The following is a 13,503-nucleotide window of genomic DNA, read 5'->3' as shown; positions in this document are numbered from 1 at the left end:
TGCGCCGAGAAGATCAGCTAAACTTGCAAGAAGCCCTATTGAGGTTCCCCCCATGACCGTAAGAGGGCCGATATACCTATCAAGAATCTGTTCAAGAACACGTGCGTCTTTTCTAAATCCTGGCATTTGAAGCCCTGAAGCTAAGATGTTCTTTGCTTGTGAGCGTGCATCCATCCCTGATGTTTGGACCCAGAAGATAGAGAAGATAACTGATCCTACAACGAAGATGCTGATATAGACGAGGGAGTGTAGTAAAGTGGTAAAGCTAAACGTCCCAGTTACGATTGCTTGAACGATGTGTGTAGGTGTCAACCATGCAACCAGACCTGATGCAGGTTGATTACCTACAAATGTTCCTAGAATGGGGTAACCCCAGTTTTGAAGGAGTCTTGCCCAGAGTTGAATGTTTGCAAGAAGAGCTGCAATCAAAATAACAGGAATGTTAGAAGTGTAGAGGAAGGAAAGTGGCCACCTGATACCATGTCCTCTAACGCGTCCAAAACTAAGAGGAATCTCCACTTTCATCGCTTGTGCGTAAACCGCTACGAGGAAGATCAGCACTGTTGCGATTACGCCCCACAGAGCAAGAGCTGCTCCTGAAGCATCCTGGATAGTAAGTAATCTGAAAAATTCAGGAATTGCTCCGACAAACCCTCCTAATCCTCCATCAGCGCGAAGAGGGGAGAACATCCTGATAAATAAGGACTCTGAAACACCCGCTGCAATGAACAGGCTGATTCCGGATCCAAAGCCCCACTTGGTGATGACTTCGTCCATGAGCATGATGAGAAGCCCCCCTATGATGAGTTGAGCTACGAGGAGTAATTTAATTGCAATACCTGGCGTTGCAGGTGCAAGGCCTCCCATCAACACATACACAAAGGCTTCAAAAACAATGAAGAATATACTTAGCAATTTTTGAGTTGATTGAAATTTTCTCTTTCCTTCAGGCGTATGTGTATCGAATTTAACCAGACCTGATCCGTTGAGTAATTGTAAGACAATTGAGGATGTGACAAGAGGCCCAATCCCTAATGAAAGGATGGACCCGAATTTTGCCCCAAGAATGATAGAAAGGTATTCAAATTGTGAAAGTGCGTTTTGACCCAGACCTAAAAGAGGAATAAAACCAAGAACGAAGAAGAGTATGAGTGTTGTAAGCGTCCATTTTAACTTGACCTTAAAGGACACTTTTTTCTGCGTTGGTGAGACAACCTCAGGGATGAAACGTACGAGTTGTTCTACAAGACTCATAGGGGGATAACCACAAGTTCTCTTTATAAACGTTGCTTTTAGATTTTAGTGTTTATACTACCACACACCCCTGTGTTAAGTTATACAAACTTACTTCCATGCATTTTTAGAACAACACACGTATAGACCATTAAACAACCAAACAACGCTCATCTCGAATACAAAAAAAACGCTAAGAAACAAAACAAGTAAAGAAATGTTTATTCAGCTGAAACTGCTTGCTCTGCTTGATCTTGAACAGCTTCCTGAGAATGTGCAGTTGTAGTGCTTATTACTTTACCACCTGCAGCCTCAATTTTTTCAGTAGCTGAAGAAGATGCACGTTCAACAACGATGTTCAACTTCTTGGTTACTTTTCCCGTGCCAAGCAGTTTATTCACGCCGATTTTTGAAAGATCGCACTCATACGTGTCTCCCGACTTTGTGAACACTCCCTTAGCAACAAGAGTTTCCACGCTGTCTTCAAGGTGTCTTAGATTCATCGCAGAAATCTCGTTTTTTCGAGGATTGAAACCGTATTTACCAAATCTTCTCCCCACAAAACTGGGTTTTTTCGTGTCTGCTCTTTTTCCTGAACCTGCATTTCCCCTGCCGCCTCTGTGACCTGCTCCTCGGCGTTTCTTCATAGATCCGCCTCCATGAGTTTTTGATGCGCGGTAGCGTACAACCTTTTTTCGTTTATGCGTAGTCATGAGATCATCCTTTGAATAAGCTTGTTAATATCTTCTCCTCTATCGCCAAGAGCGCCCCCTGCAGAGTATGCTTTCTTAATACCCCCTCTTTCAAAGCCCCCTCTTGGAGGATGAAGGTGGTACACGTTTTCACGGTTTGATTTTTTTGATTCGAGGAGTTTGAGAGTTTCTTCGTTAACAGGGCCGAAGGTTATGTAGTCTTTTGCTTTTTTGAGCATTCCAAGAACACTATCATTTGCTTCAAGCACTACACAGGTGTGTTTTTTGTGTAATTTAAGCATTGTAAGAGTGTCCTTGATTTCTTTATTTACTTTAACAAGGCCTCTTATCCGTATTGCTGCGATTTTCATTCTATTTTGAGCTCCTCTACGTGTTTATCGTGAATTTTAACCTTTGAGAGGTTTTTAAGCGCTTCGAAAACTGCTTTTGCACAGTTGATTCGCGTTGCAGTTTTTCCTTGCGTTTTCGTCCAAATATCTTTAATTCCTGCAAGCGCAAGGATTTTACTGGTTTCACTCTGCGCAATAAGACCCTTACCTTTTGGCGCGGGCATTAACGTGACTTTTACTGAACCACATTTTCCTTGTACTGCGAAAGGAATGGAGTTTGGCTCTGTTGAGAGATCTTCCCAAGAACCAGAACCCCTGCGAATCTTAATGAGATTAAGTTTTGCATTACGAATTGCTTTTTCCCTTGCAGGAACTGTTTCACGGGATTTTCCATAACCCATTCCAATATGACCGTTGCGATCACCTACAATTGCAATTGTTGCAAAGCTAGGCTTATTTCCTTCCTTTGTTTTCTTCTGCGTTTGTCTGAAGACCCGTCTGGATCCACCTCCAAACTTACCTTTAGATTGACCAATAAGGAGAAGATCTGTTTCAAGATTGGGAAGGAGTATGTCTACAATTTCAGGCTCCATTATTCGAAGACCCTTATCAAGAATCTGATCAACAGATGTGATTTCCCCACTAAGAACTTTTCTTCCGAGTTCTGTTTTTGGAACCCATTCTTCGTGTTTAGTGACAACAGGTGCTTTTTTCGCTGCTTCTGCCGATTCTTCAACATCCTCGACTTCCTTAAGAGATTCGTCGAGAGCTTCAGATTCTTCAACCTGTTGTTTCTGTTCTTCTTCTTGTTTCATAGTAATGTTCCTTTCACTTTTTCGAATTCTGAACGTGTGTCTTGTGCTTTTTCATGTGCGATGTGCTCACCGCTAATTCTCTCCTGTGCTGGGAGCACTTCTTCATCAACAGGAACTTGTAGTCCTGCATCGATAGCTCCTTTGAGAACTGCGTAGAGTTTTCCTCCTTTTGGAAGCACTTGCAGTCCAAAATCTGCCACCGCTTCAGTAACTCCTTTTTCTTGTGCTCTTTTTGCAATGAGTGCGCCTACCAGATATGCAGCAGGCGTGTTTGAAGTTGATTGTGTGTATCCTAATTTTTTAAGCTCTCGTGAATGAGCGCTTACAAGCACTTTATCTCCTTGTGGTTCGTATGCGATAATCTGAGCGCTTGTGTGAGCGTTACTTTTTCGAATGACCAATCGTGGAACGCCTGATTTGAGAAGGCCAAGTCTTAGCTTGTAGTCTGTCTTTCCCTCTCTTTTCCTCCTTAGAGGTACCGTTCTTCGTTTTGAGTAGACGTTTTTCATTTTTTAGCAAGATTATTATCGTTCATATATAGTTTAATGTGTCTTCGGCTTCTGAAAAAACCACCCTTTACTTTTCTGTAAAAGTCGTTGTAGGTTGTTTTCTCAATGATTCCTTTGGTGAGGAGTTCTTTAATAAATGCTCTTTGTGCACGAACTTTTGCCATCCATGCAAGTTTTGATGGTAGACGAGCAGTTGCGCGTCCCTTGCGTGAACCATGACCTCTTCTTAAACCCTTTCTCTTCTGCACAAGGTTTTTTCTTGCACGTGCACGTGATGTATTTGCAGGTGGTTTTTCTCGTATGATTCCTTGTGAGATGAGTGCTCGGATATCTTCTTTGGTAATCGCTTCTTTAATATCCTCAACGTGAGCCTGGTCAAACCAGACACGTTTTGGTGATGATTTAAACACATCTGCTGCTATCCGCTTTTGTAGTTTAAGATTCATTGTTTTTGTGTGATTATTTTTTCTTGTTGTTTAATACCTTGAGCTTTTTTATCAGCTTCATCCTTAGTGGATTCTTCAAGTTTGCTTTCTTTCTTCTCAGATTTTTTCTGCGCTGCTGATTTTTTTGTTACTTTTTCCTCGCGCAGTTTTTTCTTTTCAGCACGTTTGTTCTCAATTTCTTCAATGTACTTTTTTGGATCTTTAATGTTAAGTACGTTAATTTTCTTCTCTATTGCTTTTTTGAGTAATTCAATACGTTTTTTTGCCCCAAGACCTGCGCTTATAATAGCTCCTTGGGTTTTTGCGTCAATTGATTCAAGATCTGAAGAGGTGTATACCATAACTTGTTCGAGGCCTTCTTTAGAGAAACCTCTAATTGCGCGAGGACTTGAAAAACCAAGAGCAGGAGCTCGAGGGTATCCTTTTCTTCCAATCTTGTTTGTTTTTGCGCGTACGCTTCTCCAAGCTAGGCTTAACCGTTTCTTCTTTCCCGCATCATAGCGTTTGAAGTGGGGTTTTCTCTTCTTGATCTGCGCACGTACAGTTAGGAGTTCTTTCATACGAATGGTTCTCTTCCTGATTTTTTGATGATGTATATTCCATCTTGGAAAATACGAATATCTCTGTTAGTGATGCGTGTGAGTTTTTCAATGTCCGCTGCGACTTGACCTGCTCTTTCAATATCCACACTTTTCACGTAAATTTTATCTCCATCGACCTTAACTTGAGCTCCTTCTTTTAATGTTAGGACGCGGGGAACTTTTTCCCCAAGGAAATTTTTTACCTCGAGTTGATTTCCCTTAAGGGAAACTGACATGGGGAAATGGCCTGAGCAGATTTTTAATTCATACTCGTGACCTTGTGTTACTCCTCGAACCATATTCTTAATATGAGCATTCCAGGTGTTAAGGAGTGTTTTTGAACGTTTTCCATCTCTTTTGGTTGTAAGTGAAATGGTGTTTCCTTCTATGTTTAAAACAAGGAGAGGTACTTTGAACAAACGACTTACTTCCCCTTCGGGTCCTTTAACAGTGAGGATATCATTTTCGAAACTAGCACTGACTCCTTCGGGAAGTGTTATTTTTTGTTCTTTGATGTTTGCCATGGTTTTGTGATTAGTAGCAGTATGCGAGGAGTCTTCCTCCGAGTCTTTGTTCTTTTGCCTGGGTGTGGGTCATAATACCTTTATTAGTTGAGACAAGTAAGATTCCAAATCCTTTTGCAGGAAGGAATCTTTTTTCCCATTTTTCGTACTCATCAATTGCGACTGCGTGGCGCGGTTTTATTGCTCCGCATTTGTTTAGCTGGTCGATAAGGTTGAGTACGAGCGTATCTCCTTTCGCGTCTTCGCGAATAGTATGCGCACCTACGTAGTGATTGTCTTGCATGATTGCAAGAACTTGTTTGATGATCTTTGAACAAGGTCTAATTTCTACTTGTGTTTTTTGCGACTTTGCTGCGTTGTTAATTTTTGAAAGTGCTGCTGCAAGAGTATCGTTAAGAGCCATTTTCAGTTGAATTTTTTAAACCCTATTCGGGTTGCGATTTCTCTAAAACATCTCCTGCACAAGTACAGGTGATATTTTGAGATCATTCCTCTGTGTGATCCACAGCGCTTGCAACTAATCGTTGCTTTTCCGCAGCTGCGCTCCTTGGGAGCGTTGAGTTTTTTGAATTTTATATACTTGCCCGGCTTGGATTCGAGCTGTTTGAGCATTTTTCTATAATCGGATGTTGTCATGATTCGTCCTCGTCGAAGCTGACCTGAAACTGCTCTTTTAAAAAAGCAATGGTTTCTTCTTGTCGTATTTGATGATTTTTCCCGATTTTTGAGCGTTTTAACCTTCTTTTTTTCACCCGAAAGCCAGGTCTTGAAAGCGTTACTGCAACTTCAAAACCCATAATACCTATTTCTGGGTCGTATTTTGTATCTGGAATGTCTATGTACTCTGGAATTCCAAAGGAAACATTTCCGTGATCATCACATTGTTTTGGTGAGAGTTGGTTATCTTTTGCCTGTAAGAGCCTTTTGAGGATCTGAGTTGCTTGATCCCCTCTAAGCGTTACCTTCGCACCAACTGAAAGACCAGGTCTTATTCCCCACTGCGCAATTCTTTTTTGAGTAATTGTGCGAACAGGCGTTCGTCCAGTAATATTTGTGAGGAGTTTTACACCTTTGTCAAGTACGTCTGTTGATTTTCCCGCACCCACATTGAGCGTTACTTTCTCTATCCGAATGTTCTGCATGGGATTCATAGTGTTACTTCTGGCTCCTTATCTCCTGTGATAAATGCGTATTCTTTTTTTGTTTCGAATTTTTCCTTGTTTTCCGTTTCGAAGACGATCATATCATCTTCAAGATGGTCAATTACTGCCTTTTTTCCTGCATGCTTCCCACCTACAAGGAGGATTGGTTTTTTCTTTTCGCATTTGAAATGTTTGAGTATTTTTTGTGATGGAAGTTCAATCAAAACTACATCTCCTCGAGCGTAATCGTTCTTATCAATAAAGATGCATCTTCCATCTGCAAGGCCCAATTGAGTTTTTTTGCCTTTTACAGTCTTGATACTTTTTACCTGGGAGATTTTCTTATTTGCTTCTTTTTCATCAATTTCAACTGCGCTGAGTCTTCCCTTAGCATCAAGAGTTACTCTGAATTGTTGTTTTGATTCTGGAAAGGAAATAGTATCCATAAGTCCTATGTTGAATTTTTCATCTCGTCTTCTCTTTCCATCAACGAGTACTTGTGAATTATGAAGGATGAATCGTACTTCTCTTGCGGTCTTTGCAACTTTGAGTACTTCGCGCAAGAACGTTGAGAGTGCCATTGATTGCTCAAATGGATGTGCTCCTGGATTTGGTCTCGTGATGAACTTAGACTGCTTACGAGCGACGTGCCACGTCCTTGGCGTTGCTATTCGTTTAAGATGATTTTTGACCATGGTTATTCTCCTTTAATCCTCTTCTTATCTTCTGCAAGTTCTGTGATCATGACGTTGGATGGGTGAATAGGATAGGGTACTGTGGAACCATCGCGCTTGACTAACTCACATCCTGTAACGTAAATCTTCCCTTTAATGCGTGACACTCTATCAACTTTCCCTTCTTTTCCTTTGAACTGACCAATCATGACTTTTACCTTATCTCCTGATCGTACGGGAAGAGATCTTGTATTGTGTTTTTCGCGAAGTTCTTTACTTAGATGAGCACCCATGAATTTTTGTTTTATGTGCAAGGGAGCTCTAGCTCTAAACTTGCGCTGTTTTCGAGGTTGCTTACTTGACTTCCATTTAGTTGAAAAGAGTTTTTTCATTTTATACGATAATACTTGCGACCTTTGCTATTCCTGGGAAGCGTTCTGCTGCTTCTTTTGCCACAGGACCTTTAAAGATCGTTCCTTTTGGATTTCCTTTGTCATCTTTGAGCACAACTGCTGCGTTGTCTTCAAATTTTATACGTGTTCCATCAGGTCTTCGAAACTCTTTTCTTTGCCTGACAATGACTGCTGGAACAACTTGTTTTCGAATGTCTGGTTTTCCTTTTTTAACTGATGCGAGTATGAGGCTTCCGACTCCTGCGGATGCAGGTCTTCCTTTACTTGTTTTTGCTCCTTTTACTGAAACTACTTTGATAATTTTAGCACCTGAGTTGTCACAGCAAGGGAGTTTTGCTCCTAAGAGGATTGCCTTTGTGACTTTTCCTTTGTGCGCTTTCATTGTTCTTCCTCAGTTTTTTCTAGATTTTTTTGTTGTTTTTTTGTCTTTTTGTGCTTTCCTTCTTCACCGAGTTCTTTTTCAAGGATGTAGTCATCCTCTTTTCCAAGCACTTTTGTGATGATGAAATGTTTTGTTTTTGAGAGGGGGCGAGTTTCTTTTATTTGAACACGATCCCCTTCTTGTGCGTTTATGTTTTCAGGGTTGTGAGCACTAACACGGGTTCTTGTTTTCTCATATCTCTCGTACTTGGGAATGTAGCGTCGTCCTTCCCATTCTACGATGACTGTTTTTTGCATCTTTGCAGATACAACTGTTCCTTCGAAGGTTTTTCCTCGTGTTGCTGTGTTCATAGTTTTGTTTCCTTTTTTATTCTGAACTTTGCTTTTATACGATCATGAGGTCGTTTTTCAAGTAACGACCCGTCAATCACGTGTTGGTTCAGTTTGAGTATGACGTCTTTTTTGACGACACGCTTATCATTTATGATAAACGTGTGGTATGTCTCATCGACGATGACACCTGTTATTGTTTGGTTGGTGTACTTGTCGACTGCTTGCACGGATCTCCCAATGAGTTCCTCGCGCAAGATCATTTGATCACTATCGATTCAGGTGCGAAACCCAAAGATTCGAGGGCTTTACGCATCTTCGCCTTGTGATCTCCTTGGAGTTCGATCATACCGTTTTTTGCTGAGCCACCGCATGCAAGCTTGTTTTTGAGCTTTTTTGCGATGTCATCGAGATTGATGTCTTTTGCATCAATCCCGCTGATGATGGTGTATTTCTTGCCGAATTTTCGGCGCTCAATGTACACCTCGATCGTTTGGCTCTCCTTGGTGATGTCTTCCCATGCACCAAGCTCTTTTGGAAGGCCTGTTAAAGGATCGATTTCAGTCATTGATTATTCTTTTTGAGTTGTGTGAGGATTCGGGCAATGGTTTTCTTTATGTGTTTTACTTGCCCAGGGCTTTTTGGTGCTGAACCTGTCGCTATTTGAGTCTGCGTTTTCATAAGCTCTGCTCGAAGTTCTTTGAGTTTGCTTTCAAGCTCTTCGTTTTTGAGTTGTGCAAGTTCTTTTGCGTTCATTGTTCAGCATTTGCCTCTTGTTGCTCTTGAGAGTCATTGCTCTCTTTTGAATCGGATGATTCAGATGATTCGGATGATTTGGAACCTTCTGGTTGTTCGGAAGATTCTTCTGATTTTTTTGTTTCTTGTGATTCTTTTTGTGATTCTTCTGAAGAGGATGGTTCTTTTTCAACGGTTTCTTTGGACTCTACGGAGTCCTGAGTGTTTTTCGCCTCGATTTCATCGCTCTTTTTGTTCTTAGCGGTTTCCTTTTTCTTGGATTCCTCTTTGGTTTTTGCTTTTTTCTCTGCGGTTTTTTTCTTAGCTTTTTTTACTGTTTTCTTAGAGGCTTTTTTTGTTGATTCTTTTTCGGAAACATCTTCAATGATTATTTGTGGTTCATCAAAGATTTCAATTTTGTCCGGAAGGACTACTGATGGAGGCATTATTCTTACTTGAATGCCTACTGTTCCTGTTTTGAGATGTGCTTCGGAGTAATGTGTGTCAACGCCGGTAAGTGCAATATCCCCTGATTTTTTGAGGTATCCCATGTAGAACCTCCAGGTTTTTGCCCTGCTTGAGGGAATCTTTCCTGAGATAAGGATTTCAATTCCCATAGCTCCTGCGTTCATGGAATCTGTCATTACTCTATAACCAATCCCTTTAAACCTTTGAGAGCCGAATTTTTCAAGGGAGTTTGCGATTTTTTCCGCAACTACTGCCGCGTCGAGATCGGGATTTTCAACCTCTGCGATTTCAATCTGTGGATTTTCAAGGTCGAAGTTTTCTTTGAGTTCTTTGGTTAACCTTTTGATGTTTTCCCCACCTCTTCCTACGATGAGTCCGGGGCGTGATGCGTAAATGATGATTTTCTCGCCAAGTGGTGTTTTTTGGAGCTTTGCATCTGATAGTCCTAGATTTCGTAGAGAGGATTCGATAAATTCTCTTATACGAAATTCTTTGACATTTGCTCCTACTATTTGTCGTTCAATCATTGTGCTTCTCCTACCACCACTTCAATATGGGTTCTTTTCATCTCGCGTCCACTATGTCTTCCGTAGTGTACTGGTCTTGATGCTTGATGTGCGTTAATGTGTATGATGTTGAGTTTTTGCGTGTCGAGTCCTTTGTCTTGTGCGTTGGACTCTACTGATTTGAGCACTTCGAGGAATGCTTTTGCCGCTTTTTGAGGGTATCTTCCAGCTCCGATTTGGCCCTTTCTGTGGCCGATTCCATTAGTGAATCTCTTGTAAGGAATTGCTTGTTCGAATGCGAGTACACGTTCAAGTGTTGTTTTTGCCTTTGCAAGAGGTTTCTTTCTTAGGAAAGCTGCGATTTCAATCGCATCTTTTGTTGAGATTGAAACGTCTCTTGCACTTGCACGTGCGTGCTTTTCTTTCTCGTATCCGCTAAAGCTGTATCCTGCCATTATTTCTTAGGTTTTGTTTGTACCCCTGTTTTCACATGGGTTGGTTTTTTTCTAGTAAGTGCGAATTCCCCGAGTCTTTTTCCAATCATTTCGGGTTGGATTTCAACATCTTTGAACTCTTTTCCTGTGTACACACCGATTACTTTTCCTACCATTGAAGGCAGGATGATCATCTGTCTTTGGTGAGTTTTGACTTTTTTGGAGCTTGATTCAAGGTTTTTTAGCAGAGTAACTTCTTGCTCTGTGAATCCTCTTTTAATTTTTCTTCTTGCAGCAGCGTCGAGGTGCTTTGCAAGCTCTGTTAATGGAAGTTCTTTGAGTTGTTCAAGTGTCATTCCTCTGTAGGTGAATTCTTTTTTTGCCATCTTTACTTCTTACCTAACGCTGATTTTCCTTTCTTATTTTCAGGCTTTTTCTTTCCGCGACTTCCTTTGGGCGGTCTTCGTCCTGAGGATCGTCCTGTTTTTTGACCTGTGATGCGTGCTGCGATCATACCAACCTTACGACCCGGAGGTGCGTTTCTTGATGTTGGTGTTGCTTTTGATTTACGTGATGAGCGTTTGTTTCCAAATGGGTGATCAACTGCGTTTTGAGCATTACCTGAAACAACAGGGTAGAGTTGGTTCTTTGCTTTTGCTTTGAAATGTGCCTTTCCTGCTTTGAGTAGTGGCTTTTCTGTTCGTCCACCACCTGAAACAATTCCTAGCATTGCTCGGCAGTTTTTGTGGAAGATTTTACGTTTCTTTGAAGGAAGGATCACGACTACTTTGTCTTTGAGCTGAGATCCTACTCTTGCAAAAGTTCCTGAGGCACGTACAAATTTTCCTCCATCTCCAGGCACACCTTCAATGTTGCAAACAAGAGATCCTTCTGGAAGCTCTCCTAGAGGAAGGACGTTACCTTCTTTGAGTTCGGCTCCGCTTCCAACTTGAACAGTATCACCAACGCGCACACCCTCTGGTGCAATTGCATATCTATACTCTCCGTTATCGTACTCGCATGCTGCAAGCACTGCTGAGTGTCCTCTACAGTGAACAAGGTCAATGATGGTTCCTTCAACAAGCTCCTTACTTCTTAAGGGATGTTTTGCCTCTCCACGGTACTTGAAACTTGGCGCTCTGTAACGTGGTGAGCCTTTTCCTCTTGCTTGTTGGATGAGATTTTTACCCATTTTACATTATTCCCAGATCTGACGCGAGGTCCATTGCTGGTGTGTCTTTTGTTAGTGTGATGTACGCTTTTTTCTCTCCTTGAGGGGTGATAAGCGTTCGTACGCGTTCAACTTTCACTTTGAACGCAGTTTCAACGGCTTTTTTAATTTCTGGTTTCTTTGCCGTCCTTTTAACACTGAAAACGAGTTTGTTCTCAGAGTCCATGATGCGAATTGCTTTTTCTGTGGTTTTGGGAAAGTTGAGGATTTCGTAAGGGTTTATGTCACTCATTTTTTGACCTCCACGAAGAGGTTTTCAAGAGCATCTACTGCGCCCTCAGTGTACAGGGTAAGGCGACCAACATCTGCTCCAGGTGCAAGGAGTTCGCAATTTACCTTATCAATAGTAACCACGTCAACACCCGGGATGTTTCTTGCTGTTTTTAGAGCTGCACACTCTTTTGAAACCACAACAAGAGGTCCTTTTGCTCTTCGGGTTTTTCTTCCTCGAAGCGCTGCTACACCTGCTCTGTTTTTGGTCTTCTTTGTTCTTTGTAGATCTTTGTCGAGACCAAGCGCTTTGAATACTTCTTGTAGCTCTTTTGTTTTTTGAACTTCTTCAAGAGCGGAATCGACAATGAAGGGGAAGTTTTCTGGAACTTTATGACCTCTTTGTTCAACAAGTTTTTTGTTTAATGATGCAGCAAGAGCGGATCTTATTGCTTTGCGTTTTTCTTTAAGGTTTATTTTCTTGCTCCAGATTTTTTGTGCTTTTGGTGGGTGTGCTCTTCTACCTCCAACGGTTCCTGGAGCTACTGCTCCGACCCAGTTGAATCTTGAGCCTCTATGAGACATGATCTTACGCGGAACTCTTGAAATTCCGATACCGTAGGATGTTTTGTAATTGTGACGTCTGCGAGAGAGTTTTCCTTTTTGGCGTTTTCCTGCTTCGGGATGCGCGCCGTAGGGCTGTCTTCTGTTTGCTTGAATTGCTTCTACTGCTCGTTTGATGAGATCTTGACGAACAGCTTCACTAAAATGGTTTGGAAGCTGTTTTTCGCCTTTCTCTTTTCCATCAAGTCCGAGTATTTTTACTTTCATTGTCGTGATTATCTTCTTTGTTGTGAGCGTGTACTAATGCTTTGGATTGTGGGGGTTTGATCCTCTATTTTAGGATTAGGTCTTCGAGCAGGCTCAAGTCGTAAGAGCCTTTTTTTTGGTCCGGGAACGGAACCTCTTACAAGAACATAGGTGTTCTTGACAAGACCGAAATTAACAAGACCTCCTTTGGGATTTACTTCTTGAGGATCCGAAGAGATTTTGAGGATTTGTTTATTGTAATCAACACGTTGGTGGTATCCCATCTGACCTGCGTGAGCGATTCTATACATAAAGTGAGCGTGACCTTTCCATCCTCCAAGAGATCCTGGACCACGTTTAGTTTTCTCTGATTTTTTTGCGCGTAATCCGATTCCGAATCGCTTGACAGGGCCTTGGTATCCCTTTCCTTTGGTGATTGCGAACACATCAACTTGTTGGCCTTCTCCAAGAACATCTGCTACAGACACTTCTTTTCCGAAGTGTTCTTTGAGAAAGTTAAATTGATCTTCTTTGGAGCCACCAACAGCCATTTCAAAGACTTCAGGTTTTTTCTTTCCAATTCCTGTGAGTTTTGGCTGAGTCTCAACGATTGCGCGAATTTCCTCGATTTCTTCGAGGTTGATCTTATCAAGGGCGTGTTCTTTTTTCTGAACGGGAAGTTTTCTTGTGATTTCTTTGCTTTGTTTTGCCATTACAGTATCTTTTGCGCGAAGTCCTAGATATGCTCGTTTGTAGGTTCTCACGCCTGCAATACGGACAGGAGGGCATTCAATAATGGTTGCTGGAACTGCAACATCAGATCCTTTGTTAGGTGAGTGTTTTCGATTTTCCGTGATTATGCAATGGGTCATTCCCGCCTTGTATCCAGGAAAACCAAGAAGTTTCGCCTCTGATGCTTTTACAAACGTGCGTACACGAGCATAGGGTCTTTTAGCTCTGACTCTTGGCCAGAATTGCATACTTCCTGAACGTGGTTTATGTGCTTTTGGCATAGTATT

25 protein-coding genes are annotated in these 13,503 nt (G+C 41.7%); all 25 read right to left on the bottom strand.

Features of this window, described 5'->3' with window-relative positions:
• The coding region (secY, locus tag D6774_03945) for a preprotein translocase subunit SecY (protein ID RME77662.1) at window positions 1–1,254 on the bottom strand (1,254 nt) is incomplete at its 3' end.
• A gap of 200 nt (window positions 1,255–1,454) precedes the next feature.
• On the bottom strand, window positions 1,455–1,946 hold the full coding sequence (locus tag D6774_03940; protein RME77661.1) for a 50S ribosomal protein L15: 492 nt from the start codon (window positions 1,944–1,946) through the stop codon (window positions 1,455–1,457).
• Window positions 1,943–2,296, bottom strand: a complete 354-nt coding sequence (rpl30p, locus tag D6774_03935) for a 50S ribosomal protein L30 (GenBank protein RME77660.1) — start codon at window positions 2,294–2,296, stop codon at window positions 1,943–1,945. Before rpl30p ends, D6774_03940 begins: the two co-directional genes overlap by 4 nt.
• Complete coding sequence (locus D6774_03930) at window positions 2,293–3,090, bottom strand: 30S ribosomal protein S5 (protein ID RME77659.1); 798 nt, start codon at window positions 3,088–3,090, stop codon at window positions 2,293–2,295. Before D6774_03930 ends, rpl30p begins: the two co-directional genes overlap by 4 nt.
• Window positions 3,087–3,599: a 50S ribosomal protein L18 gene (locus D6774_03925; protein ID RME77658.1), complete on the bottom strand. Its 513-nt coding sequence runs from the start codon at window positions 3,597–3,599 to the stop codon at window positions 3,087–3,089. Before D6774_03925 ends, D6774_03930 begins: the two co-directional genes overlap by 4 nt.
• Window positions 3,596–4,045 carry a 50S ribosomal protein L19e gene (locus D6774_03920; protein RME77657.1) on the bottom strand — a complete coding sequence of 150 codons (450 nt, stop codon included), beginning with the start codon at window positions 4,043–4,045 and terminating at the stop codon, window positions 3,596–3,598. Before D6774_03920 ends, D6774_03925 begins: the two co-directional genes overlap by 4 nt.
• Window positions 4,042–4,605: a 50S ribosomal protein L32e gene (gene rpl32e, locus D6774_03915; GenBank protein RME77656.1), complete on the bottom strand. Its 564-nt coding sequence runs from the start codon at window positions 4,603–4,605 to the stop codon at window positions 4,042–4,044. The genes D6774_03920 and rpl32e overlap by 4 nt, the downstream gene beginning before the upstream one ends.
• The gene (rpl6p, locus tag D6774_03910) at window positions 4,602–5,150 is read right to left on the bottom strand and encodes a 50S ribosomal protein L6 (protein RME77655.1); all 549 of its coding nucleotides are present in this window, start codon (window positions 5,148–5,150) and stop codon (window positions 4,602–4,604) included. Before rpl6p ends, rpl32e begins: the two co-directional genes overlap by 4 nt.
• Before the next feature lie 10 nt (window positions 5,151–5,160).
• The gene (locus D6774_03905; protein RME77654.1) at window positions 5,161–5,553 is read right to left on the bottom strand and encodes a 30S ribosomal protein S8; all 393 of its coding nucleotides are present in this window, start codon (window positions 5,551–5,553) and stop codon (window positions 5,161–5,163) included.
• Window positions 5,554–5,555: 2 nt separating this feature from the next.
• Window positions 5,556–5,762 carry a 30S ribosomal protein S14 gene (locus tag D6774_03900; protein RME77664.1) on the bottom strand — a complete coding sequence of 69 codons (207 nt, stop codon included), beginning with the start codon at window positions 5,760–5,762 and terminating at the stop codon, window positions 5,556–5,558.
• A 20-nt stretch (window positions 5,763–5,782) separates the two neighbouring features.
• On the bottom strand, window positions 5,783–6,301 hold the full coding sequence (locus tag D6774_03895) for a 50S ribosomal protein L5 (GenBank protein ID RME77653.1): 519 nt from the start codon (window positions 6,299–6,301) through the stop codon (window positions 5,783–5,785).
• The gene (locus tag D6774_03890) at window positions 6,298–6,987 is read right to left on the bottom strand and encodes a 30S ribosomal protein S4e (GenBank protein RME77652.1); all 690 of its coding nucleotides are present in this window, start codon (window positions 6,985–6,987) and stop codon (window positions 6,298–6,300) included. The genes D6774_03895 and D6774_03890 overlap by 4 nt, the downstream gene beginning before the upstream one ends.
• Before the next feature lie 2 nt (window positions 6,988–6,989).
• Complete coding sequence (locus D6774_03885; GenBank protein ID RME77651.1) at window positions 6,990–7,358, bottom strand: 50S ribosomal protein L24; 369 nt, start codon at window positions 7,356–7,358, stop codon at window positions 6,990–6,992.
• Window position 7,359: 1 nt separating this feature from the next.
• Window positions 7,360–7,761: a 50S ribosomal protein L14 gene (locus D6774_03880; GenBank protein RME77650.1), complete on the bottom strand. Its 402-nt coding sequence runs from the start codon at window positions 7,759–7,761 to the stop codon at window positions 7,360–7,362.
• Window positions 7,758–8,111 carry a 30S ribosomal protein S17 gene (locus D6774_03875; GenBank protein RME77649.1) on the bottom strand — a complete coding sequence of 118 codons (354 nt, stop codon included), beginning with the start codon at window positions 8,109–8,111 and terminating at the stop codon, window positions 7,758–7,760. The genes D6774_03880 and D6774_03875 overlap by 4 nt, the downstream gene beginning before the upstream one ends.
• Entirely contained in the window at window positions 8,108–8,353 is a 246-nt protein-coding gene (locus D6774_03870) for a hypothetical protein (protein RME77648.1), read from the bottom strand. Before D6774_03870 ends, D6774_03875 begins: the two co-directional genes overlap by 4 nt.
• Window positions 8,350–8,658 (bottom strand): translation initiation factor, encoded by a 309-nt coding sequence (locus D6774_03865; protein ID RME77647.1) that lies wholly within the window; start codon window positions 8,656–8,658, stop codon window positions 8,350–8,352. Before D6774_03865 ends, D6774_03870 begins: the two co-directional genes overlap by 4 nt.
• On the bottom strand, window positions 8,655–8,846 hold the full coding sequence (rpmC, locus tag D6774_03860; GenBank protein RME77646.1) for a 50S ribosomal protein L29: 192 nt from the start codon (window positions 8,844–8,846) through the stop codon (window positions 8,655–8,657). The genes D6774_03865 and rpmC overlap by 4 nt, the downstream gene beginning before the upstream one ends.
• On the bottom strand, window positions 8,843–9,820 hold the full coding sequence (locus D6774_03855; GenBank protein RME77645.1) for a 30S ribosomal protein S3: 978 nt from the start codon (window positions 9,818–9,820) through the stop codon (window positions 8,843–8,845). Before D6774_03855 ends, rpmC begins: the two co-directional genes overlap by 4 nt.
• A complete protein-coding gene (locus D6774_03850) occupies window positions 9,817–10,254 on the bottom strand; it encodes a 50S ribosomal protein L22 (protein RME77644.1) in 438 nt (145 codons plus the stop codon). Before D6774_03850 ends, D6774_03855 begins: the two co-directional genes overlap by 4 nt.
• Complete coding sequence (gene rpsS, locus D6774_03845; protein RME77643.1) at window positions 10,254–10,619, bottom strand: 30S ribosomal protein S19; 366 nt, start codon at window positions 10,617–10,619, stop codon at window positions 10,254–10,256. Before rpsS ends, D6774_03850 begins: the two co-directional genes overlap by 1 nt.
• Window positions 10,620–10,621: 2 nt before the next feature.
• Window positions 10,622–11,425, bottom strand: coding sequence for a 50S ribosomal protein L2 (locus D6774_03840; protein ID RME77642.1), 804 nt, complete (start codon window positions 11,423–11,425; stop codon window positions 10,622–10,624).
• Between the two features lies 1 nt (window position 11,426).
• Window positions 11,427–11,687, bottom strand: a complete 261-nt coding sequence (locus tag D6774_03835) for a 50S ribosomal protein L23 (GenBank protein ID RME77663.1) — start codon at window positions 11,685–11,687, stop codon at window positions 11,427–11,429.
• A 5-nt stretch (window positions 11,688–11,692) separates the two neighbouring features.
• On the bottom strand, window positions 11,693–12,505 hold the full coding sequence (locus D6774_03830) for a 50S ribosomal protein L4 (GenBank protein ID RME77641.1): 813 nt from the start codon (window positions 12,503–12,505) through the stop codon (window positions 11,693–11,695).
• A gap of 8 nt (window positions 12,506–12,513) precedes the next feature.
• Complete coding sequence (locus tag D6774_03825; protein RME77640.1) at window positions 12,514–13,497, bottom strand: 50S ribosomal protein L3; 984 nt, start codon at window positions 13,495–13,497, stop codon at window positions 12,514–12,516.
• Window positions 13,498–13,503 lie beyond the last annotated feature (6 nt).

It is taken from the genome of Candidatus Woesearchaeota archaeon (assembly GCA_003695435.1).
GTDB lineage: Archaea > Nanobdellota > Nanobdellia > Woesearchaeales > UBA11576 > J101.
Note: the sequence above shows the minus strand (reverse complement) of the source record. Positions and strands in the feature narration are given on the sequence as shown.